This is a genomic window from Pandoraea anapnoica, from assembly GCF_902459765.1.
Taxonomy (GTDB): Bacteria; Pseudomonadota; Gammaproteobacteria; order Burkholderiales; family Burkholderiaceae; genus Pandoraea; species Pandoraea anapnoica.
In genome coordinates this window covers 1-23,137 of record NZ_CABPSP010000021.1, presented here as the reverse complement: position 1 = coordinate 23,137, position 23,137 = coordinate 1, and the positions used below count along the sequence as shown (strand labels likewise).

Genomic DNA, 23,137 nt, shown 5'->3' with positions numbered 1-23,137 from the left:
CTTATTCGCCTTGCACTTTGCGCTGCAAGTCTTCGCGCGAAATGTGCCGGACGTCGGTGCCCTTGACAATGTAAATGATGAATTCGGCGATGTTCTTCGCGTGATCACCGATACGCTCGATGGCCTTGGCAATGAACAGGAAGTCCAGACCGGCGGAGATGGTCCGCGGATCCTCCATCATGTACGTCACCAATTTTCGCACGAAGCCACGAAATTCATTGTCGATGGCTTTATCGTCGCGCACGATCTCGGCGGCTGCCACGATGTCCAGACGGGCAAACGCGTCGAGCGTACGGCGCAGCAGCTGAGCAGCCATCTCGCCCGAGAGCTTGATCTCGGCGAAATTCACGCTTTGCGCCGCGCCGTCTTCCAGCAGGTGACGGGTACGCTTGGCGATCTTCTCCGCCTCGTCGCCTGCGCGCTCGAGGTTGGTGATCGTCTTCGAAATCGACAGCAGCAGACGCAGGTCGCGCGCGGTCGGCTGACGACGGGCGATGATCTTGCTGCACTCTTCGTCGATCTCGACTTCCAGAGTGTTCAGACGATGCTCGTTCGAGATCACTTCGTCGACCAGCGTGCGGTCGAACGTGTTCAGGCCCTGCATCGCCGTGACGATCTGGGACTCGACCAGGCCGCCCATTTCGAGGACGCGCGAGCAAACCTGATTCAGGTCGGTGTCGAACTGGCTGGAAAGGTGTTTATCGTTCATGTCGCGGGTTTCCTCGTGGCATCAACCGAAACGGCCGGTGATGTAGTCTTCGGTCTCTTTGCGGTCCGGCTTGATGAAGATCTTTTCGGTCTCGCCGAATTCGATCAGCTCACCCAGGTACATATACGCCGTGAAGTCCGAGCAACGTGCAGCCTGCTGCATGTTGTGGGTCACGATCACAACCGTATAGTCGTCCTTGAGTTCGGCGATCAACTCTTCGATGCGGCCCGTGGAAATCGGGTCGAGTGCCGAGCACGGTTCGTCGAGCAGCAGCACTTCCGGACGGATCGCGATGCCGCGCGCGATACACAGACGCTGTTGCTGACCGCCCGACAGGCCGTAGCCCGACTGTTGCAGCTTGTCCTTCACTTCGCTCCACAGCGCGGCCTTCGTCAGCGCCCACTCCACGCGATCGTCCATTTCCGAGCGCGAGAGCTTTTCGAACAGACGCACACCGAACGCGATGTTGTCGTAGATCGACATCGGGAACGGCGTCGGCTTCTGGAACACCATGCCGACCTTGGCGCGCAATAGCGCGATGTCTTGCTTGGCGGTCAGCAGGTTCTCGCCGTCCATGTTGATCTCACCCTCGGCGCGTTGCTCCGGGTACAGGGCGTACATCTTGTTGAACGTGCGCAGCAGGGTCGACTTGCCGCAACCCGACGGGCCGATGAAGGCCGTCACCTTGCGGTCGGGAATGCGCAGGTTGATGTTCTTGAGCGCGTGGTACTTGTCGTAGAAGAAGTTCAGGTTCTTGACTTCGATCTTCGAGGGCAGCTTGATTTCTTGGGTCGGGTTCGTCATGGTCTGTCTCAACCGTCAGGTATGCGTTGGTCGTCGCGTTATGGTCGCGTGGTGTCGTTCGAAGTTGCCGATTACTTCTTGGCGAACAACGTACGCGCCAGAATGTTCAGGAACAGCACCCCGAGGGTGATGATGAATACGCCCGCCCAGGCAAGCGATTGCCACTCGGCAAACGGGCTCATGGCAAATTTGAAGATGGTGACCGGCAGGTTCGCCATCGGCTGGTTCAGGTTCAGCGACCAGAACTGGTTCGAGAGCGCCGTGAACAGCAGCGGTGCCGTCTCGCCGGCGATACGCGCCACGGCCAGCAACACGCCCGTCACGATACCGGCGATGGACGCCTTCAGCGTGATCTTCACAATGATTCGCCACTTCGGCGTGCCCAGTGCGAAGGCCGCTTCACGCAGGTTATTCGGCACCAGCTTGAGCATGTTCTCGGTGGTGCGGATCACGATCGGAATCTGCAACAGCGCGAGCGAGATAATGCCGGCCCAGGCCGAGAAGTGGCCCATCTGCGCGACAACCAATGCGTAGACGAACAGACCGATCACGATCGACGGGGCCGACAGCAGAATGTCGTTGATGAAGCGCGTGATGCTCGCGAGCCACGACTTCTGACCGTATTCCGCCAGATAAACACCGGCCAGAATACCCAGCGGCGTGCCAACCAGCGTAGCAACCCCCACCATCACCAGACTGCCGGCGATGGCGTTGGCAAGACCGCCACCGGCCGTGTTCGGCGGCGGCGTCATTTCGGTGAACAGCGACAGCGACAGGCCGCCGATGCCGAGCGAAAGCGTGGTGTAGAGGATCCACAGCAGCCAGATCAGACCGAAGGCCATGGCCGCGAGCGACATGGCGATCGCGAACATGTTCTTGCGGCGGCGATAGGCTTGCAGACGCACGCGAGTAAAGGCGTCGGTGGGCTTCACGGCTGGCGTTTCCAATTCGAGCGCTTGTTGGGTCATCATTATTTACCTTCGCCTTTCTCGAGGCGCAGCAGCATCAGCTTGGACAGCGCCAGCACCACAAAGGTGATGAAGAACAGGATCAGACCGAGTTCCATCAGCGCGGACGTATGCAGACCCGGGCCGGCTTCGGCGAACTCGTTGGCGAGCGCCGAAGTAATGCTGTTACCCGGCGAGAACAGCGAAATGTTGTCGAGCAGGTTCGTGTTGCCGATCACGAACGTGACCGCCATCGTCTCGCCGAGCGCACGGCCAAGACCCAGCATCACGCCACCGATCACACCGGTCTTCGTGAAGGGCAGCACCACGCGCCACATCACTTCCCAGGTCGTGCAACCGATGCCGTAAGCCGATTCCTTGAGCAGCACGGGCGTGACTTCGAACACGTCGCGCATGACCGAGGCGATGTACGGAATGATCATGATCGCGAGGATCACGCCGGCGGGCAGAATACCGATACCGAGCGGCGGGCCCTGGAACAGCGCGCCAATGATCGGCACACCGCCGAGCAGCGCGCCCAGCGGCTTCTGGAAGTACTGGCTGAAGATCGGGGCGAAGACCAGCAGGCCCCACATCCCGTAGACGATACTCGGGATCGCAGCCAGCAGCTCGATGGCGGTGCCCAGCGGGCGACGCAGCCACACGGGGGAGAGTTCAGTCAAAAACAGGGCAATGCCGAAGCTGACCGGCACCGCAATAATCAGGGCGATGACCGACGTGATGATCGTGCCGTAGATGGGCACGAGCGCACCGAATTGTTCTGCGGGAGGATCCCATTCCTTCGTCCACAGAAAGGCGAAGCCAAACTTCTCGATCGACGGCAGTGCGCTGACGATCAGCGACACGATGATGCCACCGAGCAGGAGCAGCGTGACGAGGGCGGCGGCGCGGGTGAGCAGCGCGAAGAGAAAGTCGCCCAGGGAAGACGGAGCGCGCTGCGCGCCCGATGATGCGAGGGGGCTGGTGGCTTCTGCCATGATGTCGTCTCAGCGTGAGCGCGCCGCCAGCCGTTGCCAGATATCGATTCGGGCTTCGGAACAGGCGGCGCGGATATTGCCGGTTTCGAGGTGCCGGGCAACGCTACGTTGCATCGCCCGGTGCCTCATGCAAAGCGTTTTAGACGCCAGCCTTGGAGGCCGACTCGGCAACCTTCGCCTTCCAGCCAGCACGGATTTGCTTCAGGACGTCTTCCGGCAGCGAGATGTAGTCGAGTTCCTGAGCCGTCTGGGCGCCGTTCTTGAACGACCAGTCGAAGAACTTCAGCACGTCGGCGCTTTGTGCTTCCTTGCCAGCGTCAGCCTTCTGGTGAACCAGCACGAACGTAGCAGCCACGATCGGCCACGAATCCGCACCCTTTTCGTTCGTCAGGATCTGGTAGAACGTCTTCGACCATTCGGCCTTGCCAGCGGCAGCGGCGAACGTCTTGGCGGTCGGCTCGACCGTCTTGCCGTCGGCATTCGTCAGCGCCGTGTACGTCAGCTTGTTCTGCTTGGCGTAGGCCGATTCCACGTAGCCGATCGCGCCCGGCAGACGTTGCACGAAGGCAGCGACGCCGTCGTTACCCTTGCCGCCCGTACCCGTCGGCCAGTTGACCGTGGTGCCTTCGCCGACCTTGCTCTTCCACTCGGCGTTGACCTTCGACAGGTAGTTCGTGAACACGAAGCTGGTGCCCGAACCGTCGGCGCGGCGAACCACGGCGATGTCGGTATCCGGCAGCTTGGCCTTCGGGTTCAGCTTGGCGATGGCCGGATCGTTCCACTTCTTGATCTTGCCCAGGTAGATGTCGCCCAGCACTTCGCCCGACAGGACGAGTTCGCCCGGCTTCACGCCCGGAACGTTGATCACCGGCACGATGCCGCCGACAACCGTCGGGAACTGGAACAGGCCTTGCTTGGCGAGTTCTTCATCGGTCAGAGGGGCGTCCGAACCGGCGAAATCGACGGTCTTGGCCTGAATCTGCTTGATGCCGCCCGACGAACCGATGCCTTGGTAGTTGACCTTGTTCTGGGTCGACTTCTGATAGGCGTCAGCCCACTTGGTGTAGATCGGTGCGGCGAACGTGCTGCCTGCGCCCGTAATCTCGCCCGCAATCGCGCCAGCGGCGAACAGAACGCCAGCCAGGCCGGCAATCGCAGTCTTCATCAGCTTCATGGATCTCTCCGAGTTGGTGTGGTACAGCGTGTGGATGGCTCGAAGAATAGATTCCGAATGTGACAGTAATATGTCATTTTCGAAAGCTCACAATACCAATGTCACGGAGTCGCCTCGGAATCGTCATATTGCATGCGGATTCCGGTATTCGTGATATTTTTGCGAGGATCGTGGATTGGCGCGGGTTTCGGAGGATTCCCAATGAAGATCAGGGCGACGGAAGCGCTCATTTTCGGCCTGTGTCGGTGCCGTGACAATGACAGATCAGTGTCGGAAACAATCTGACGAATCTCAGGCAGTTGTCACAAATGTGAACGTCGACCGCCCAGATTGCCATGATGGGAAGCAGGGCCTGCTGCGAGAATCCGAGGAGGTGCGCAGTGCGTTCGCGCGGGGAACTTCAGGAAGGCTGGCGACGCCGCAGAGGGCGTCGCCGGAGGGCAAATGCAGAAATTACGCGGCTGCTTTGACGACGTTCGCCAATTGCTGGGCGAAGCCGGTCGCCTGCGACTCGTCGCGCGCTTCGACCATCACGCGCAGCACCGGCTCGGTGCCTGAGGCGCGGATAAGCACACGTCCCGCATCACCCAGCTTTGCCTCGATGGCCTCGCGCTCGGCGCTCAGGCTACCATCGGCCTGCCAGTCGTAACCAGCCGGCGTACGCACGTTGATCATGTGCTGCGGGAACAGACGCACGCCTTCGAGCAACTTGGCCAGCGGCTTGTTGTCCGCGCGGCGAATCGCGGCCAACACCTGAAGCGCCGAAACGATGCCGTCGCCCGTGGTGTGCTTGTCGAGGCACAGAATGTGTCCTGAACCCTCTGCGCCGATCTGCCAGCCGTGCTTGTACAACTGCTCCAGCACGTAGCGATCACCCACCTTCGCGCGCACGAACGGCACACCAAGTCCCTTGAGTGCCACTTCGACCGCCATATTGGTCATCAGCGTGCCGACCGCACCGGCCACGCCGCCGTTGTCCAGTCTGTCCTTGACGAGCAGATACAACAGTTCGTCACCGTTGAAGAGACGCCCTGCACTGTCGACGATCTGAAGACGGTCCGCGTCACCGTCGAGCGCGACACCGAGATCGGCGTGGTTGGCCCGCACGGCGCGCATGAGCGCATCCGGGGCGGTCGCACCGCAGTCTTCGTTGATGTTGAAGCCGTTCGGCTGATTGCCGATGGCAATGACCTCCGCGCCCAGTTCGTGGAACACATGCGGGGCGATGTGATACGCCGCCCCATTGGCGCAGTCGACCACGATCTTCATGCAGCGCAGGTCGAAGTCGTTCGGGAACGTGCTCTTGCAGAACTCGATGTAGCGGCCCGCGGCGTCATCCAGACGGCGTGCCTTGCCGAGCTGCTCGGAGCGCACGCAGTTCATCGGGTTATCGAGTTCGGCCTCGATGGCGAGTTCGGTCTGATCCGGCAGCTTGTTGCCATCTGCGGAGAAGAACTTGATGCCGTTGTCGTGATACGGATTGTGCGATGCGCTGATCACCACGCCGGCAGCCAGACGCAGCGCACGCGTGAGATAAGCGACGGCCGGTGTGGGCATCGGCCCGGCCAGCATGGTGTCGACGCCTGCGGCGGCAAAGCCCGCTTCGAGCGCAGCTTCCAGCATGTAGCCCGAGACACGGGTGTCCTTGCCGATCAATACCGTCGGGCGGCCGGAGGATTGATTGCCGGCGAGGACGCGTCCGGCGGCATAGCCTAGGCGGAGCACAAATTCCGGCGTAATCGGGCTCTCACCCACCGTGCCGCGAATCCCATCGGTCCCAAAATAGCGTCGTTTCATCGTTGCATCGTTCCCAGTAGACGCGTCGCGCCGGTTGACTGTTCAGGCGTGCGCGTCATTCGTTATTTGTATCAGCCTTCTTGCTGCTTATGCGGTTTGCACCGACTTGCGCCGGTTTGCACACTCACTCGGCATCGCGCACGGCTTGCCAGACCTTGAGCGCATCGACCGTCTCGGCGACGTCGTGTACGCGCACGATCGCAGCGCCCCGTTGCGCTGCGCAGATCGCCGCCGCAACGCTCGCCACGCGGCGTTCCTGCGGTGTCTGACGACCCGTAATTTCACCCAGCATCCGCTTGCGCGACATGCCGACGAGCAAAGGCAATCCGTCGCGCGACAGCACGCGCAAATGTTTGAGCAAGGCGAGATTATGGGCGAGATTCTTGCCAAAACCGAATCCCGGATCCAAGTAGAGACGCGTCGGCGCAACACCGGCGGCGAGCATGGCATCGACACGACCGTCGAGGAAGGCCGCGACCTCGGTCACTACGTCCGTATAGATCGGGGCGTCCTGCATGGTCTTCGGGTCGTGCAGCATGTGCATGATGCACAGGGCCGCCTCGCTGTCGCGCACGGCTTCGACCGCGCCCGGCTGCTGGAAGCCCCAGATATCGTTGATCATGTCCGCCCCGGCGGCCAGGACCGCGCGCATCACGCCGGGCTTGTAGGTGTCGATGGACAGCGGCACGCCACAATCGCGCAACGCTTCGACGATAGGCACGACGCGTTCAAGCTCCGCGTCTTCCGGCAACGCTTCAGCGCCTGGACGGGTGGATTCGCCACCGATGTCGAGAATGTCGACGCCGTCGGCGATCAGTTGCTCCGCGTGGCGCAGTGCGGCATCGCGCGCGACGAACTTGCCGCCGTCGGAGAACGAGTCGGGCGTCACGTTCAGGATGCCCATGACGTGAACGCGGCGCGCGTCGAGCCGGAAGCGCGGGCCCAACGCCAGCGTGTCCGGCTTGACAGGCGCGTCGGACGCGCCCGCCGGAAGGACGATGTCGTCCATGACACCTTGGGTGTCAGGAACGTCCGCGTGCGCTGCCTGCGCGGACGAAGAAAGGGATTGCGACTGCTCGGTGGACATTCGGAAGCTCGTAGCTCAATAAAACCCATATCGCGGCCCGTACTACTGAGGTGCGGGTCGGGCCGGTGCGCCCGGTGTACCGGACGCGCCATATGGCCGTAATGTTACCGGATTCAACTGTCACATCGACGACGGAAACACTCGGTAACAACGAAATCCACGGGCGTGAAACGCCCGATAAATGCTGCCTAGGGCGTTGCTCGTCGCCCGACGGTTGCGGTTTTCGCCTCATAGATGCAAAAAGGCCGGCGAAGTGCCGGCCTTTCTGGGAGACAGTCCTTCGACTGTCGGGGCGTCCGTCAGACGGTCGCCGGGGTGTTGCTGGGCTTGAGCGGTGGGTTGCCACCCGAAGCACCGCCATTCGACTGACCACCCTTCGGCGGACGCGGCGGACGGTCTTCCATGATGTCGCCAATCTGCTCGCCGTCGATCGTTTCCCATTCCATCAGGGCTTCGGTCATCGCCTCGACCTTCGAGCGGTTGTCCTCCAGCAGCTTCTTCGCCAGCGCGTATTGCTCGTCCAGAATGCGGCGAACTTCCATGTCGACCTTCTGTTGCGTCGCTTCAGACACCGACTTGGCGGACATCCGGCCGAACATCGAATCCTGCTCGGTATCGACATAGACCATCGGGCCCAGGGCGTCCGACATACCGTAACGGGTCACCATGTCGCGCGCCAGTTTAGTCGCACGCTCGAAGTCGTTCGAAGCACCCGTCGACATCTTGTTGATGAACACTTCTTCAGCTGCACGGCCGCCGAACAGAATGGCGATCTGCGTGAGCATAGTGTCGCGGTATTCCGAATACTTGTCGTGCTCCGGCAACTGCATCGTCAGACCCAGCGCCCAGCCACGCGGAATGATCGTGACCTTGTGCACCGGATCGGCGCCCGGCAGCAGCATGGCGACCACAGCGTGACCCGACTCGTGGTATGCCGTGGCACGGCGCTCCTCGTCGCGCATCACCGCCGACTTGCGCTCCGGACCCATGAATATCTTGTCCTTCGCGTCTTCGAAGTCCAGCATCTCGACGATGCGTTTGTTACGGCGCGCGGCGAACAGTGCGGCTTCGTTCACGAGGTTGGCCAGATCGGCACCCGACATACCCGGCGTACCGCGGGCGATCACCGATGCGTCGACGTCGTTCGCGATCGGCACCTTGCGCAGGTGCACCTTCAGAATCTGCTCGCGGCCACGGATATCCGGCAGGCCGACGTAGACCTGACGGTCGAAACGGCCCGGACGCAGCAGCGCCTTGTCCAGCACGTCCGAACGGTTCGTCGCAGCAATCACGATCACGCCCGAATTCGCTTCGAAACCGTCCATCTCGACCAGCATCTGGTTCAGCGTCTGTTCGCGTTCGTCGTTACCGCCGCCCATGCCGGCGCCGCGATGGCGACCAACCGCGTCGATTTCGTCGATAAACACGATACAGGGCGACTGCTTCTTCGCATTTTCGAACATGTCACGGACACGGGCAGCGCCCACGCCGACGAACATTTCCACGAAGTCCGAGCCCGAGATGCTGAAGAACGGCACCTTGGCTTCACCGGCGATGGCGCGAGCCAGCAGCGTCTTACCGGTTCCCGGCGGGCCGACCAGCAGCACGCCGCGCGGAATACGGCCGCCCAGTTTCTGGAACTTTTGGGGATCTTTCAGGAAGTCGACCAGTTCGCCGACTTCGTACTTGGCTTCGTCGCAGCCTGCGACGTCGGCAAAGGTGACCGGATTGGCATTCTCGTCGATGAGGCGCGCGCGGGATTTGCCGAAGGAAAAGGCACCGCCCTTACCCCCGCCCTGCATCTGTCGCATCATGTAGAACCAGAAGCCGATGATCAGCAACGTGGGTCCGAGGTAGTACAGCGCGGACATGAGCACGTTCGGTTCGTCGTCGGCCTTACCCGAGACCTGAACGCCGTACTTCATGAGATCGCCGACCATCCAGATGTCGCCGGGCGACACGATGGTGTACTTCTGGCCGTCGCTAGGCGTCACCTGAAGGCTGCGGCCTTGCACCACCACGTTCTTGATCTTGCCATTCTTGGCATCGTCCATGAACTGGGAGTACGTCACGCCCTCCTGGACGTGCGGCTTGTCGAACTGTTTAAAAACAGTAAACAAGACCAGCGCGATGACTAACCACACCGCCGCTTTGGAAAACATATTATTGTTCAAAGCGTTGCTCCTTCATGAAATCGCTTCGCGCCAGGAATTCATTCTAATCCACTCGCAGGCGCACCGCTATAGTGATTCTCTACCGCCACCATAGCGCCAGTGCGCTGTTTTGACGGGCATCAAGCCGGATTTTTCAAACCCCGACCCAGAATGAACGTTTCGGAAGATTTGTCTCGCGACGCCTTTGGCTTGCGCGGCGCCACGGTTTTGAACTGGTGTTTGAATTTTTCGACAATCTGGCTATAGCCGCTGCCGTGAAAACATTTGACCAGTAACGCCCCTTCCGGTTTCAGGTGTCGCTGTGCAAAATCCAGCGCCAGATCGCACAAGTGCTCGATCCGCGCTGCATCGGCCGACGCCACACCCGACAAGTTGGGGGCCATATCGGAAACTACAAGGTCGACTTTGCGTCCGGCGACGATTTCTTCGAGCTGCTCAAGCACGCTGTCCTCGCGGAAGTCGCCCTGCAGGAAGTGGACGTCGGCGATCGGCTCCATCGGCAGGATGTCGAGCGCGATGATCGTCCCATCGATGCCGCCCTCGACGCGCTTGCCACCCGCCAGCTTGTTACGGGCGTACTGACTCCAGCTGCCCGGCGTCGAGCCGAGGTCGACGATGACCTGGCCCGGCTTGATCAGCCGGTCCTGCTCGTCGATTTCCTTGAGTTTGTAGGCGGCACGGGCACGGTAGCCCTCGCGCTGCGCCATTTTGACGTAGGGATCGTTGATGTGATCGTGCAACCAAGCGTGGTTGAAACGGTTTTTTGCCATATTTCTTCAAAAACACTGCGAATTTGCAGGATAATACGCCCTTGCGCGCCCAAAATCTTTTAGCCCGCCAGTAGCCGTCATCGGCCGCTAACGGTGTTCAGGCCACGATTCGCGGGCGCATCCCTACTCGTTTGTCTCGTCTGTCTTCTGTCTTTTATGCCCGCTTTGACCCTGACCCCGGCGCAACGCGCCGACATGCGCTCTGCCGCTCACGCGCTGAATCCCGTCGTTCTGATCGGCGCCGATGGCTTGACGCCTGCGGTGCTCAAGGAAATCGACGGCGCACTGAAAGCCCACGAACTGATCAAGGTACGTGTGTTTGGTGACGAACGCGACACCCGCGTGGCCATTTACGAATCCATCTGCGACCAGTTGGGTGCAGCGCCGGTGCAACACATCGGCAAGCTGCTCGTTCTGTACCGCCCGACGCCGGACGAAACGCCCATGCCGGTTCGCGGCAAGTCCGGTGGCACCGGCGCCACGGTCAAGGGTCGCGCACCGCGCACCGTGACCGTCGTCAAGTCCAGCACCAATGCGGGGCGTCGCCCGACCGTCAAGAAAGTGACGGTTGCTGGCAACGAACGCATGACTGCCGGTGGTATCGTCAAACGCGCCAAGAAGCGCCAGACCAGCGTCAAGCGCCAGCGCAACGACTAAGTCCCCGATGGCGGCGGACACTGCAACTTCCGCCAGCCCTCAAAAGAACGCGCCCTGACATCGTCGGGCGCGTTTTTTATGCATGAAACCATTGTGCAGGACTGAAGACGTTTTCCGTCTCACCCCGCCTGCGGCAATTAGCCGCGCACCGGCTGCCGCCAGATCAGCGCGATCGCCAGCAAGCTTTGCAACAGATAAAGGCCGCTCGAAATGCCGTGAAGCATGCCAAAGCGCGAGGCATAGGCCGATTGGCTAATTTCAACGCCCGACGCTTCTGCCTGCGCGCGCAGATCGGCCATCAACGGCTGCAGGCCGAACGAGCTGATCAGCACACACACCATCATCGCCACTGCGAACCAGCGAAGGCCACGATAGCTGCGCGCTGCCTGTGCATCGGCCGTGCGCGCAATCAGCGCGGTGGCCAACCAGACCAGCAACACGCCACACACCAGACTGAGCCAGGCTTGCGTGTGAAACAGTCGACCGGCAACCGTTCCGGCCACCATGCGCGATTCCAGCACGGCGAACAGCGTCGGCGCGACGATATAGCCGATCGCCCACTGGCTGCCGCACCAGACGGTGGCGATCAGGCGGAACAGTCGTTCCAGCCGCGGCGCACCGCTGGCAAACGTCACATCAGACGTAGCGGACATCGATGATCTCGTACTCGCGCACGCCGCTCGGGGCCTGCACTTCGGCCACATCGCCTGCGTACTTACCGATCAATGCACGGGCAATCGGGGAGCTCACCGAAATCTTGCCGTGCTCCAGGTCAGCTTCGTCGTCGCCGACGATCTGATACAGCACCGTGCCGCCGCTCTCGAGGTCTTCAAGTTCGACGGTAGCGGCGAAGACCACGCGACCTTCGGCGTCCAGCACCGACGGATCGATGATCTGTGCTGCCGAGAGCTTCGATTCGAGATCGGCGATACGCCCTTCGATGAAGCCCTGCTTTTCTTTGGCAGCGTCGTATTCAGCGTTTTCCGACAGATCGCCCTGCGCACGGGCTTCAGCAATCGCCGTGATCACGTGCGGACGTTCGACGGTCTTCAGGCGGTGCAGCTCTTCCTTGAGCAGTTCAGCGCCCCGCTTGGTCAGAGGAATGGTACTCATGCGCGTTGTTCCGAAAGACAAAAAAATTGCCGCAGCGAAGCCGCATTCGCACTTTTTGCGAACGCCGCTCGACCGCGGCTGTGACACCTATGTTGCATTAGTGTAGCAGAGTTGCCGACGCTGCCAACCGGAGGACCGGTCGCGCGGCGTGTGGCCACACTGCGAGCACATCTAAACCATTTGGCGCGTCCGGCGGAGATCAGTTCCCCAACGAACGCGCCATTGTTTTGCGGCTTCGCCCGACGCTGCCGACTCAGATCGTTAAGTCGACCGCCCCGGGCACACCCGCATCACCTGTCAGGCACTCAGGCCGGCAGTTGCGCGTGCAGGCCCTGGAGGTCATAGACCTCAAGGTTTTGCAGATACTTCAGGCCTTCCACCGCCGCGCGGGCACCCGAGATCGTCGTGTAATACGTGACCTTGTGCGCTTGCGCCGACATACGGATCGAGCGCGAATCGGCAATCGCCGTGCGGGTTTCGTCCACCGTGGTGAACACCAGCGCGATCTCGCCGTTCTTGATCATGTCGACAATGTGCGGACGACCGTCCTTCACCTTGTTGACCACGCGCACCGGAATCCCGGCCGCTTCGATGGCCGCCGCCGTGCCACGCGTGGCGACGATCGGATAGCCCAGCGAGTGCAGCATACGCGCCACTTCGACCGCGCGCGGCTTGTCGGCGTCCTTCACCGTCAGCAGCACCGTGCCCGAAGCCGGCAGACGCGAGCCAGCCGCCAGTTGCGACTTGAAGAGCGCTTCGCCGAACGTGCGACCCACGCCCATCACTTCACCCGTCGAGCGCATTTCCGGTCCCAGCACCGGGTCGACGCCCGGGAACTTCACGAACGGGAACACCGCTTCCTTGACGCTGTAATACGGCGGCACGATTTCGCTCGTGATGCCTTGCGACGTGAGCGACTGACCGGCCATTGCACGTGCGGCGATCTTGGCCAGTTGACGGCCCGTGGCCTTCGAGACGTACGGCACCGTACGCGAAGCGCGCGGGTTCACTTCCAGCACGTAAATCGTATCGACGCCGTTGCCCTGCTGAATCGCGAACTGCACGTTCATCAGGCCGACCACGTTCAGCGCCTTGGCCATTTCAGCCGTCTGACGCTTGAGTTCGGCAATCGTCTCGGCCGACAGCGAGTACGGGGGCAGCGAGCAAGCCGAGTCGCCCGAGTGGACGCCCGCCTGTTCGATGTGCTCCATCACTCCGCCGATGTAGACGTCCTTGCCATCCGAGATGCAATCGACGTCGCACTCGATGGCGTCGTCCAGGAAGCGGTCGAGCAGCACCGGGCTGTCGTGGCTCACCTTGACGGCTTCGCGCATGTAACGTTCGAGGTCACGCGGCTCGTGGACGATCTCCATCGCACGACCACCCAGCACATACGACGGGCGTACCACCAGCGGGTACCCGATCTCGGCAGCCAGCTTGAGCGCTTCGTCTTCCGCGCGGGCCGTACGGTTCGGCGGCTGACGCAGGCCGAGCTTGTGCAGCAGCTTCTGGAAACGCTCGCGGTCTTCGGCGGCGTCGATCATGTCCGGGCTCGTTCCGATGATGGGCACGCCGTTCGCTTCGAGATCCAGCGCAAGCTTGAGCGGGGTTTGACCGCCATACTGCACGATCACGCCGACCGGCTTTTCGAGGTCGACGATTTCCAGCACGTCTTCCAGCGTCACCGGCTCGAAGTACAGACGATCCGACGTGTCATAGTCCGTCGACACCGTTTCCGGGTTGCAGTTGACCATGATGGTCTCGTAGCCGTCTTCGCGCATGGCGAGCGCGGCGTGCACGCAGCAGTAGTCGAACTCGATACCCTGACCGATACGGTTCGGGCCGCCGCCGAGCACCATGATCTTCTTCTTGTCGGTCGGCTGTGCTTCGCACTCTTCCTCATAGGTCGAGTACATATAAGCGGTGTTGGTCGAGAATTCGGCAGCGCAAGTGTCCACGCGCTTGTAGACCGGGCGCACCTTCTGCGCGATACGGGCTTTGCGCACGGCGGTCTGATCGGTGCCCAGCAGCTTGGCCAGACGGCGATCCGAGAAGCCGCTTTGCTTCAGGAAACGCAGTTCTTCGGTCGTCAGGCTTGCCAGCGTACGGCCCGACAGCGCCTTTTCCTTCTTGACGATGGCTTCGAGTTGGGCGAGGAACCACGGGTCGATAGCGGTCTCGGCGTACACCTCTTCGAGGCTCATGCCCAGACGGAACGCATCGCCCACGTACCAGATACGGTCCGGGCCCGGCTCGCCGATTTCGGCCACGATCTCGTCGCGGTCGGTCGACTTTTCGTCCAGACCGTCCACACCGACTTCCAGACCGCGCATGGCCTTCTGGAACGACTCCTGGAACGTGCGGCCCATGGCCATCACTTCACCGACCGACTTCATCTGCGTGGTCAGGCGGGCGTCGGCTTCGCGGAACTTCTCGAAGGCGAAACGCGGCACCTTGATGACGACGTAGTCGATGGTCGGCTCAAACGAAGCCGGTGTCGCGCCGCCGGTGATTTCGTTGCGCAGCTCGTCGAGCGTGTAGCCGACGGCCAGCTTCGCGGCGACCTTGGCGATCGGGAAGCCGGTGGCCTTCGAGGCCAGCGCCGACGAACGCGACACGCGCGGGTTCATTTCGATGACGACCATGCGGCCGTCCTTCGGGTTGATCGAGAACTGGACGTTCGAGCCGCCCGTCTCCACACCGATCTCGCGCAGCACGGCGAGCGATGCGTTACGCAGCAACTGGTATTCCTTGTCGGTCAGCGTCTGTGCGGGTGCCACCGTGATCGAGTCACCGGTGTGCACGCCCATCGGGTCGAGGTTTTCGATCGAGCAGACGATGATGCAGTTGTCGGCGCGGTCGCGCACGACTTCCATCTCGAATTCCTTCCAGCCGAGCAGCGACTCTTCGATGAGCAGTTCGCGCGTGGGCGAGAGGTCGAGACCGCGCTTGCAGATCTCTTCGAACTCTTCGCGGTTGTACGCGATACCGCCGCCCGAGCCGCCGAGCGTGAACGACGGACGGATCACCATCGGATAGCCGCTGCCGCCGATCTCGGCCATGATCTGCGCCTGCACGGCGAGGGCTTCTTCCATCGAGTGGGCGATGCCCGACTTGGCCGAACCGAGACCGATCTTGGTCATCGCATCCTTGAACTTCTGACGGTCCTCGGCCTTGTCGATGGCTTCCGGCGATGCGCCGATCAGTTCCACCTTGTACTTGTCGAGCACGCCGTGACGATGCAGGTCGAGCGCGCAGTTCAGCGCGGTCTGGCCGCCCATCGTCGGTAGAATGGCATCCGGGCGTTCCTTGGCGATGATGCGTTCGACGACTTCCCAGGTGATCGGTTCGATGTAGGTGACATCGGCCGTGTCCGGGTCGGTCATGATCGTGGCAGGGTTGCTGTTGATCAGGATGACCTTGTAGCCTTCCTCACGCAGTGCCTTGCAGGCCTGTGCGCCGGAATAATCGAACTCGCATGCCTGACCGATGATGATCGGGCCGGCGCCGATGATGAGGATGCTCTTGATGTCTGTGCGCTTTGGCATAACGTTCTCAACAAAAATTTAACTCAGCGTCGCGGTCGCGAGCTTCACACCGAAGCCGACGAACAACGCGCCCACGCCGCCGGTTGCCCCGGCGCTCAACCGGCGACGTTGCCGGAAGTGCTCGGCCAGGCGGTAACCGGCCAGGATCAGCGTGCTCAGATACAGGAAACTGCAGGTCTGTACGATGACGCCCAGCACCGCAAACGACACGGCCGGGTAGGCGTAGCCCGGATCGACAAACTGGATGAAAAACGACACGCAGAACAGGATCGCTTTCGGGTTCAGCAGGCTGATGAACAGCGCACGCTTGAACGGGTGATCGGCGTCGACCTGCTTCGGTGCGACAACTGCCTGGGTCGATTTGGCCCGTGCCGCCCGCGCGTTGGCGATTGCCCCGCGCAGCATGTTCAGGCCCATCCAGCAGAGATACGCCGCGCCGAGGTACTTCACCACGAAGAACAGTGCCGGTTGCGTGTGCAGCAGCGACGCTACACCGGCGGCTGCCAGCGTCATGAGTACCGTGTCGCCCAGAAACACGCCGCAAGCGGCCGCATACCCCTGGCGAACCCCACGCTGTGCGGCCACGGCCAACACGTAGAGCGAGTTCGGCCCAGGCAGCAGAATGACGACCACGACCCCGGCCAGATACGTCCAGAGGTTGAGGATGCCGATCGAGTTTCCGAGCATGGTGCGAGTTTCCCTATCTCTTGCTTATGTCGCTTACGCGGGCTGCCTGGCGTCGGCCATCGACTGCACGAAGCGGTCGAACAGGTAGCCGATGTCGTGCGGGCCCGGCGACGCTTCCGGGTGACCCTGGAAGCAGAATGCAGGGCGGTCTGTCAGCTCGAAGCCTTGCAGCGTGCCGTCGAACAGCGACACGTGCGTGACGCGCGCGTTGGCCGGCAGGCTGTTCGCGTCCACTGCGAAACCGTGGTTTTGCGACGTGATGACGACACGGCCCGTATCGAGATCCTTCACCGGGTGGTTGGCACCGTGGTGACCGGTCTTCATCTTGAGCGTTTTTGCGCCGACGGCCAGCCCCATGATCTGGTGGCCAAGGCAGATGCCGAAGGTCGGGAAGCGGCGTTCCAGGAACGTCTTTGTCGCCGCGATGGCGTAGTCGCACGGTTCCGGGTCGCCGGGGCCGTTCGAGAGGAACACGCCATCCGGGTTCAGGGCGAACACGTCGTCGGCCGAGCTTTGGGCCGGCAGCACCGTGACCTTGCAGCCGCGCTGGGCGAGCATGCGCAGGATGTTGCGCTTCACGCCGTAGTCGAGGGCGACCACGTGGAACTTCGGATTCTTCTGCTCGCCGTAGCCTTCCTCGAGCGTCCATTCCGTTTCCGTCCACGAGTACTGCTCAGTGGTGGAGACGACTTTGGCGAGGTCCATACCGGCGAGACCGGGGAACGATTGTGCGAGGGCGATGGCCTTGGCTTCGTCGGCTTCTTCGCCAGCGAGGATGCAGCCGTTCTGAGCGCCCTTGTCGCGCAGGATACGGGTCAGGCGTCGCGTGTCGATACCGGCGATGGCGACCACGCCTTCGTCCTTCAGGTACTGCGACAGCGTCTTGTTGGCGCGGAAATTCGAGTCGAGGATCGGCAGATCCTTGATGATCAGGCCGGCGGCATGGACTTTCGTGGCTTCGACGTCTTCACCGTTGACGCCCGTGTTGCCGATGTGCGGATACGTCAGCGTGACGATCTGGCGCGCATAGCTGGGGTCGGTGAGGATTTCCTGATAGCCGGTAATGGCCGTATTGAAGACCACTTCACCGATGGTGTGACCGGCAGCGCCGATGGCGTACCCACGAAAGACCGTGCCGTCAGCGAGCGCGAGAATGGCGGGTGAGAATGACGGCAGCACGGGAAACTCCTGGAGGGTTCACCCCTGCTGCCAGCCTCACCGTCCGCTAGCGATGACATCAGCGCGGGCACCGGAATTGCGCGGAATATGCGCACAGCGGATGCTCGGGCGGCGGACGAGATGTCGGGCGGGTAGGCGCTAGGGTGAGGGTTAAATGACTAAAACCTTCAAAGTATAGCGCAAATCCGGATCTTCTCAAAGCTGAACGTGTGATGCACCAGTACGCTCTGCGGACTCCCGAGAGGTGACCCCGTCGGCAGACGGATACGCAGAGGGGATAGGGAAGTGAATACCGGCCCGCTGGGCCGCCAGCACGATATGGCGCTCCATCGAAGCGCCTGCGGTTGCGCCGTCGCGGCGTCGCAGTGCGTCGAGGATCTCCAGATGTTCATGATAGGTGGAGAGAACCAGTTCTCGCTGATAAAACGGCAGACGCTGGCTTTCCATGACGATTTCCGTGCTGCCGCGCAGGATATCGGCGATGGCGGCGTTCCCCGCGAGGCCGACGATGCGAAGATGGAACGCGAAATCCAGTTGTGCGGCGGTATCGACGTCGCCCTCGATCAGCGCGCCTTTCATCGACTCGACGTTATCGGTGAGCCAGTCGATCTCGGTCGCGCTGGCCGCGAGTGCGGCGAGCCGGGCCGAAAACCCTTCCAGGGCGTAGCGAAGTTGATAAGTGTCGGCGAGCGAAATCTGGTCGGCGAAGCGCCATGCGACGCCGATACGGGCAGAGGCGTCGCTCACATAGACGCCCTTGCCGGGGCGGATGGCGACCATACCGAGCGCTTCGAGCGTGGAAAGCGCTTCGCGCAGCGAAGCGCGGCTGATGGCCAGTTCCTCGGCAAGTTGACGTTGCGAGGGCAGCATCGCACCGGCGGGATAGATCTGACGTTCGATGCGCTCGCGGATCGTGGCGACGGCGGCGTCGGTTACGGCATGCGCCGAATGCTTCATGGGGCCTCACAAGGCGTGTGGGTAAGCGTATGGCGCATTGTACGACGCCAAATTTCTCCTCACGCGAACATACCCCCACCGGCCGGGAAACCCCGACCACACGGGCTTGCGGTTTGCGCCTTCCCTGCACTCGCCCCCACCCCACCATGCGATCACGCCGCCCTCACCTGATGCGCGTGATGCTCCGGGTGATCGCCGAGCAGACGCCGCACCACGCCGTTCGTCCAGCCGAAGCCATCCTGAAGCGGGTACTCGCCGCCGCCACCGCCGCTGGCGCTCATAGCGTCGCTCGTGTGCAAAGAGTACTTTTCGACGAGCTTGCTCTCGCGTGCGTAGAGCGAGCCGACGGTGGAAAGCCAGCGATGGGCAATGTCCCCCGCGAGCCGGTTTTCCCTGTACTTGCGCAGGCCGTGAATGGCCATCCACTGGAGCGGTGCCCAGCCGTTGGGCGGATCCCATTGCTGAAGGCTCGACGTCTGCGTCGTTCGCAACCCTCCCGCCGCCAGCAGACGCTCGGCCATCGCGAGCGCCGAGCGGTGCGCCTGCTCGCGCGTGGCGAGGCCGACGAACAGGGGGGCGGCGAGCGCTGCCGACAATTGCGGCCGTTGCTCCCCGAGTTGCCAGTCGTAGTCGACAAACGCGCCTTCGGCGTCCGACCACAAATGTCGCGTCATCGCGTCCTGACGCGCCTGTGCCCGCTTCGCGAAGGCCAGCGCTGCGTCGACATCCCCTACCGCTTCACTGAGACGAGCGATATGCCGCTCAGTGGCGAAGAGAAAGCTGTTCAGGTCGATGGGCAGAATCGATGTCGTGCGAATTGACGAAAGGTCGTTCGCGTCGCCTAGCCAGCGGGAGCTGAAGTCCCAGCCCGAGGCCGCACCGGCGCGCAGGTCGCGGTACACCTCACCGGCGGGACGTTGCGGCGCATCGCGTGCGGTCGTCACGTCTTCCAGGTAACCCTCTTCACGCGGCGTGTCGCGTTCGTCCCAGTAGCGGTTGAGGAGCGAGCCGTCGGGCAGACGAGCGAGATGCCGGTAGGCCTCGCCTGGCCGCAACGACGCTTCGCCGTCCATCCAGTAGTCGTATTCGCGGCGCAGATGCGGCAGATACCGGATGGCGCGCGCCACGCCATGCGATTCGAACAGCTCCACCATCAGACCGTACATGGGCGGCTGCGAGCGGCTCAGGTAATAGGTACGGTTACCGTTGGGAATGTGCCCGTACGTATCGATGAGAAATGAAAAATTGTCGGCCATGCTCACGAGCAGATCTTGGCGTCCGCTGATGGCGAGGCCGAGCATTGTGAAATAGGAGTCCCAATAATAGAGCTCGTGAAACCGTCCACCGGGCACGACGTACGCGCGCGGCAACGGGAGCAGCGAGCTGCAGGCGGGATGCGCTTGCGGCACGCGCGTGAGCACATCCCAGAGACCGTCGATATGTTCGACGATCCCTTGCCCCGGATCGGACACATATTCGCTGGGCGGCGTGCGCTCCAGCGTGAAATAGGTCCCCACAAAGCGTGACAGATCGAAGCCGGGTTTGTCGGCGTCTTCGCGATAGCGGCGGAGAATTTCTTCGGGTGCGAGCGAGGGCGCGCAGTCCACGAACGTCTTACTGTCGGCAAAGATGCGTTGCGTTTGTACGGCGACGAAAAGCTCCTGATAGCGATCGTCCGGCGTGAGGATATCCGACGGTGCGCAGTGGGCGACATCCGGCGTCATGCCCCCCATCGCAAGCGTGCGTTGTGCAGTGTCTGTCATCGTTATTGCTCCGCGTAGTTCCAGAGCAAGCCGCCGTCGACGAACAGCGTCGTACCCGTCACATAGCTGGCTTCGGGCGAAGCGAGGAAGAGCACGGCGTTCGCCACTTCGCTGGGATTCGCGAGGCGGCCGAGCGGAATGTTCGCGACCAGCGCTTCGAGCTGGGCCTTGTTCGCGAGCAATTGCTGATTGATGGGTGTGCCGACGGCACCGGGCGCGACATTATTCACCGTGATGCCGAGCGGCGCGAGTTCGATGGCGAGATTACGCATCATCATCTTCATACCGCCCTTGCTCGCGCAATAGCTCGTGAAGTGAGGAAACGGCAACTCCTCGTGCACCGAGCTGACGTTCACGATGCGTCCGCCGCGTTGCGTATCGCGCAGGTGCTTCACAAAGGCTTGCGTGAGAAAGAACGCCCCTTTGAGATTGACGTTCATGACGAGGTCGTAATCGGCTTCCGTCACGTCGAGGAATGGGGCGCGGCGCTCGACGCCGGCGTTGTTGACCAGCACATCGAGGCGGCCCATTTTGGCGACGGCCTGCGCGATGACAGCGCGATCGTCCTCCACGCGCCCGACGTCTCCCGCGATCACGCAGCCATCGCTACCGGCGGCGCGAACCGAGTCGAGCGTCTGCTCGGCCATCGCGTTGTCCTGCCGGTCTTCCACCACGATGCGCGCCCCTTCCTGGGCGAGACGAATCGCGATGGCGCGTCCGATCCCCTGAGCACTACCGGTGACGAGTACCACCGTGTCCTTCATTCGCATGTCGCCTCCCTGATGAGCAAGAAGTGAGACCTGCGCGCACTGCCCGGCGTCCTCGCGACGGATGCCGGGACTGTGCACCAGATGCCAGTGCGACCGCAGGCCGGAAAGCGAAGTTCACACAAATTTCGCTCGATTCATCTAGCAAAACCAACGACTTACGCGCAATTTCGAACGATTTCCCCTACCCGCACCGGCCAACGCCGCCGCATGCCTCCGCCCTAGGGAATCCCCTCAAACGACAAATCTTGACCTCACTATATTGGCTTTCTAATATTCTCCATAACACCACTGGTCAGACCGGTATGACTTGTCGAATTACACTGACGAAATCTGGTGTTGGCGGCGGATGAAGACGTCGCGCATTACCTGAAGTGAGACGTACAGCGGTAGAGAATCAGCCCCCGAGAGCAGTCCGTTCAAGCCCGTTGAAATCGAGATTGCGAAATCCTAGAGAGTGATTTGCGCAGGCAGAGGAGACAAACCATGCCCAAGCTGTTTCGTTCGTTGTTTGGCCGAGTCGTTATTGCGTTGATAGCGGGTGTGGCGTTAGGCATCTGGTTTCCGCAGTTGGGAGAGTCGTTGCGTCCGTTGGGCGATGGCTTTCTGAAGCTGATCAAGATGGTGATTGGCCCGATCGTCTTCTGCGTTGTCGTGAGCGGCATGGCGAGCGCGGGCGACTTGCGTAAAGTGGGTCGGGTGGGCGTCAAGGCCATCTTGTACTTCGAAATCATCACCACCTTCGCGCTGGTCATTGGTGCGGTGCTGGCGTGGGTGACGCGTCCTGGGGCGGGCATGAACATCGACATCCGCAGTCTGGACGCCGGTTCAATGGCGGCCTACACGGAGCATGCCAAGAGCCTGAAAGACACGGCGGGCTTCTTGCTGAAGATCATCCCCGACACCATTACCGACGCCTTTGCCAAGGGCGACATCCTGCAGATCCTCGTCTTCTCCGTCATGTTTGGCTGTGCGTTGGCGGCGTTAGGCGAGCGGGGCCGTCCGGTAGCGCGATTCATCGAAGATCTGAGCCATGTTTTCTTCCGAGTGATGGCGTTCATCATCCGGCTCGCGCCGCTGGGCGTGCTGGGCGCGGTGGCATTCACCACCGGCAAGTACGGTGCGTCGTCGCTCAAGCAACTGGGTTTGCTCGTGCTGGTGTTCTATGCGAGCTGCTTCGTGTTCGTGACGGTGGTACTGGGCGGGGTGTTGCGTCTGGCGGGCTTCAACATCTTCAAGTTCATCAAGTACTTCCGTGAAGAGTTGTCGATCGTGCTGGGCACGGCGTCGTCGGATGCGGTGTTGCCAGCGATCATGCGCAAGCTCGAATGGATGGGCATCAAGAAATCGACGGTGGGTCTGGTCGTACCGACGGGATACTCGTTCAACCTCGACGGCTTCTCCATCTACCTGACGCTGGCGGTCATCTTCATTGCGCAGGCAACGAATACACCGTTGTCGATGCACGACCTGATTCTGGTGGTGTTGGTATCGCTGCTGACGTCCAAGGGCGCACACGGAATTCCGGGCTCGGCGATTGTGATTCTGGCGGCGACGTTGGCGGCCATTCCGGCCATCCCGGTGATTGGCCTTGTGCTGATTCTGCCGGTCGACTGGTTCGTGGGCATTGCCCGAGCCATTACCAACTTGTTGGGCAACTGCGTGGCGACGCTCGTTGTGGCCGCATGGGAGAAAGACGTCGACTTCGCGAGAGCGCACAAAGTGCTCGATGGCGATTTGCCGTACGAGCCGATTGCGGTGTCTGAAGACGGTATCGAGGGCGCACCGGCAAACACTGTGCTGACACGCTGACACACTGAGTGAAGCATGCAAGGGTCGCAGCGGATGCAGCGGCCCTCAGAACAACCGAGCAATTTCTGCCGACGCGAGCACGATGACGTCGGCATCATCATCTGGAGTAGATAGCAACATGGCCCTCGTCCCGCAAGACCCGAACGCACCGGACTTCGTGCGCCGTTATGTAAATCTGGCCGACCCTCGTCTGG

The 23,137-nt window shown here is 61.7% G+C and carries 19 protein-coding genes; 2 read left to right on the top strand and 17 right to left on the bottom strand.

Features of this window, described 5'->3' with window-relative positions; all coding sequences use genetic code 11:
- Position 1: 1 nt before the first annotated feature.
- The 9 genes from phoU to PAN31117_RS25495 form a co-directional block, all read right to left on the bottom strand.
- Positions 2–709: a phosphate signaling complex protein PhoU gene (gene phoU, locus PAN31117_RS25535; protein ID WP_039397160.1), complete on the bottom strand. Its 708-nt coding sequence runs from the start codon at positions 707–709 to the stop codon at positions 2–4.
- 21 nt (positions 710–730) lie between these two features.
- The gene (gene pstB, locus PAN31117_RS25530; RefSeq protein ID WP_039397158.1) at positions 731–1,513 is read right to left on the bottom strand and encodes a phosphate ABC transporter ATP-binding protein PstB; all 783 of its coding nucleotides are present in this window, start codon (positions 1,511–1,513) and stop codon (positions 731–733) included.
- Positions 1,514–1,584: 71 nt separating this feature from the next.
- Positions 1,585–2,481, bottom strand: coding sequence for a phosphate ABC transporter permease PstA (gene pstA / locus PAN31117_RS25525; protein WP_039402682.1), 897 nt, complete (start codon positions 2,479–2,481; stop codon positions 1,585–1,587).
- 2 nt (positions 2,482–2,483) lie between these two features.
- Entirely contained in the window at positions 2,484–3,458 is a 975-nt protein-coding gene (gene pstC, locus PAN31117_RS25520) for a phosphate ABC transporter permease PstC (RefSeq protein ID WP_150740663.1), read from the bottom strand.
- 139 nt (positions 3,459–3,597) lie between these two features.
- Positions 3,598–4,632 carry a phosphate ABC transporter substrate-binding protein PstS gene (gene pstS / locus PAN31117_RS25515; RefSeq protein ID WP_150740662.1) on the bottom strand — a complete coding sequence of 345 codons (1,035 nt, stop codon included), beginning with the start codon at positions 4,630–4,632 and terminating at the stop codon, positions 3,598–3,600.
- 453 nt (positions 4,633–5,085) lie between these two features.
- Complete coding sequence (gene glmM, locus PAN31117_RS25510; RefSeq protein ID WP_150740661.1) at positions 5,086–6,429, bottom strand: phosphoglucosamine mutase; 1,344 nt, start codon at positions 6,427–6,429, stop codon at positions 5,086–5,088.
- A gap of 124 nt (positions 6,430–6,553) precedes the next feature.
- The gene (gene folP / locus PAN31117_RS25505; RefSeq protein WP_370855792.1) at positions 6,554–7,438 is read right to left on the bottom strand and encodes a dihydropteroate synthase; all 885 of its coding nucleotides are present in this window, start codon (positions 7,436–7,438) and stop codon (positions 6,554–6,556) included.
- A 377-nt stretch (positions 7,439–7,815) separates the two neighbouring features.
- Entirely contained in the window at positions 7,816–9,690 is a 1,875-nt protein-coding gene (gene ftsH / locus PAN31117_RS25500) for an ATP-dependent zinc metalloprotease FtsH (RefSeq protein WP_150740660.1), read from the bottom strand.
- Positions 9,691–9,809: 119 nt separating this feature from the next.
- A complete protein-coding gene (locus PAN31117_RS25495; RefSeq protein ID WP_039397148.1) occupies positions 9,810–10,460 on the bottom strand; it encodes an RlmE family RNA methyltransferase in 651 nt (216 codons plus the stop codon).
- Positions 10,461–10,616: 156 nt separating this feature from the next.
- On the opposite strand from PAN31117_RS25495, the gene yhbY reads away from it, so the two are divergent.
- Positions 10,617–11,117, top strand: a complete 501-nt coding sequence (yhbY, locus tag PAN31117_RS25490) for a ribosome assembly RNA-binding protein YhbY (protein WP_150740659.1) — start codon at positions 10,617–10,619, stop codon at positions 11,115–11,117.
- A gap of 137 nt (positions 11,118–11,254) precedes the next feature.
- Here the strand turns inward: yhbY and PAN31117_RS25485 are convergent, their stop codons facing one another.
- From PAN31117_RS25485 to PAN31117_RS25450, 8 genes are all read right to left on the bottom strand, one after another.
- Entirely contained in the window at positions 11,255–11,770 is a 516-nt protein-coding gene (locus tag PAN31117_RS25485) for a DUF4149 domain-containing protein (RefSeq protein ID WP_150740658.1), read from the bottom strand.
- Positions 11,754–12,230 carry a transcription elongation factor GreA gene (greA, locus tag PAN31117_RS25480; protein ID WP_039397144.1) on the bottom strand — a complete coding sequence of 159 codons (477 nt, stop codon included), beginning with the start codon at positions 12,228–12,230 and terminating at the stop codon, positions 11,754–11,756. Before greA ends, PAN31117_RS25485 begins: the two co-directional genes overlap by 17 nt.
- A 305-nt stretch (positions 12,231–12,535) precedes the next feature.
- Positions 12,536–15,778, bottom strand: coding sequence for a carbamoyl-phosphate synthase large subunit (gene carB / locus PAN31117_RS25475; protein WP_150740657.1), 3,243 nt, complete (start codon positions 15,776–15,778; stop codon positions 12,536–12,538).
- Positions 15,779–15,796: 18 nt separating this feature from the next.
- Positions 15,797–16,465 (bottom strand): leucine efflux protein LeuE, encoded by a 669-nt coding sequence (gene leuE, locus PAN31117_RS25470; RefSeq protein WP_150740656.1) that lies wholly within the window; start codon positions 16,463–16,465, stop codon positions 15,797–15,799.
- A gap of 33 nt (positions 16,466–16,498) precedes the next feature.
- Positions 16,499–17,644 (bottom strand): glutamine-hydrolyzing carbamoyl-phosphate synthase small subunit, encoded by a 1,146-nt coding sequence (gene carA, locus PAN31117_RS25465; RefSeq protein WP_150740655.1) that lies wholly within the window; start codon positions 17,642–17,644, stop codon positions 16,499–16,501.
- Between the two features lie 195 nt (positions 17,645–17,839).
- Positions 17,840–18,601 (bottom strand): FadR/GntR family transcriptional regulator, encoded by a 762-nt coding sequence (locus tag PAN31117_RS25460; protein WP_150740654.1) that lies wholly within the window; start codon positions 18,599–18,601, stop codon positions 17,840–17,842.
- 152 nt (positions 18,602–18,753) lie between these two features.
- On the bottom strand, positions 18,754–20,364 hold the full coding sequence (gene treF / locus PAN31117_RS25455) for an alpha,alpha-trehalase TreF (protein ID WP_217429730.1): 1,611 nt from the start codon (positions 20,362–20,364) through the stop codon (positions 18,754–18,756).
- A gap of 2 nt (positions 20,365–20,366) precedes the next feature.
- Positions 20,367–21,134, bottom strand: coding sequence for an SDR family NAD(P)-dependent oxidoreductase (locus tag PAN31117_RS25450; protein ID WP_150740653.1), 768 nt, complete (start codon positions 21,132–21,134; stop codon positions 20,367–20,369).
- Positions 21,135–21,617: 483 nt separating this feature from the next.
- On the opposite strand from PAN31117_RS25450, the gene PAN31117_RS25445 reads away from it, so the two are divergent.
- A complete protein-coding gene (locus PAN31117_RS25445) occupies positions 21,618–22,943 on the top strand; it encodes a C4-dicarboxylate transporter DctA (protein WP_150740652.1) in 1,326 nt (441 codons plus the stop codon).
- The last annotated feature ends 194 nt before the right edge of the window (positions 22,944–23,137 follow it).

Excerpts from the sequence above, each read along its gene's own strand:
- phoU (WP_039397160.1), bottom strand. The coding sequence starts at position 709 with ATGAACGATAAACACCTTTCCAGCCAGTTCGACACCGACCTGAATCAG.
- pstB (WP_039397158.1), bottom strand. The coding sequence starts at position 1,513 with ATGACGAACCCGACCCAAGAAATCAAGCTGCCCTCGAAGATCGAAGTC.
- pstA (WP_039402682.1), bottom strand. The coding sequence starts at position 2,481 with ATGACCCAACAAGCGCTCGAATTGGAAACGCCAGCCGTGAAGCCCACC.
- pstC (WP_150740663.1), bottom strand. The coding sequence starts at position 3,458 with ATGGCAGAAGCCACCAGCCCCCTCGCATCATCGGGCGCGCAGCGCGCT.
- pstS (WP_150740662.1), bottom strand. The coding sequence starts at position 4,632 with ATGAAGCTGATGAAGACTGCGATTGCCGGCCTGGCTGGCGTTCTGTTC.
- glmM (WP_150740661.1), bottom strand. The coding sequence starts at position 6,429 with ATGAAACGACGCTATTTTGGGACCGATGGGATTCGCGGCACGGTGGGT.
- folP (WP_370855792.1), bottom strand. The coding sequence starts at position 7,438 with ATGGACGACATCGTCCTTCCGGCGGGCGCGTCCGACGCGCCTGTCAAG.
- PAN31117_RS25495 (WP_039397148.1), bottom strand. The coding sequence starts at position 10,460 with ATGGCAAAAAACCGTTTCAACCACGCTTGGTTGCACGATCACATCAAC.
- yhbY (WP_150740659.1), top strand. The coding sequence starts at position 10,617 with ATGCCCGCTTTGACCCTGACCCCGGCGCAACGCGCCGACATGCGCTCT.
- PAN31117_RS25485 (WP_150740658.1), bottom strand. The coding sequence starts at position 11,770 with ATGTCCGCTACGTCTGATGTGACGTTTGCCAGCGGTGCGCCGCGGCTG.
- greA (WP_039397144.1), bottom strand. The coding sequence starts at position 12,230 with ATGAGTACCATTCCTCTGACCAAGCGGGGCGCTGAACTGCTCAAGGAA.
- carB (WP_150740657.1), bottom strand. The coding sequence starts at position 15,778 with ATGCCAAAGCGCACAGACATCAAGAGCATCCTCATCATCGGCGCCGGC.
- leuE (WP_150740656.1), bottom strand. The coding sequence starts at position 16,465 with ATGCTCGGAAACTCGATCGGCATCCTCAACCTCTGGACGTATCTGGCC.
- PAN31117_RS25460 (WP_150740654.1), bottom strand. The coding sequence starts at position 18,601 with ATGAAGCATTCGGCGCATGCCGTAACCGACGCCGCCGTCGCCACGATC.
- treF (WP_217429730.1), bottom strand. The coding sequence starts at position 20,364 with ATGACAGACACTGCACAACGCACGCTTGCGATGGGGGGCATGACGCCG.
- PAN31117_RS25450 (WP_150740653.1), bottom strand. The coding sequence starts at position 21,134 with ATGCGAATGAAGGACACGGTGGTACTCGTCACCGGTAGTGCTCAGGGG.
- PAN31117_RS25445 (WP_150740652.1), top strand. The coding sequence starts at position 21,618 with ATGCCCAAGCTGTTTCGTTCGTTGTTTGGCCGAGTCGTTATTGCGTTG.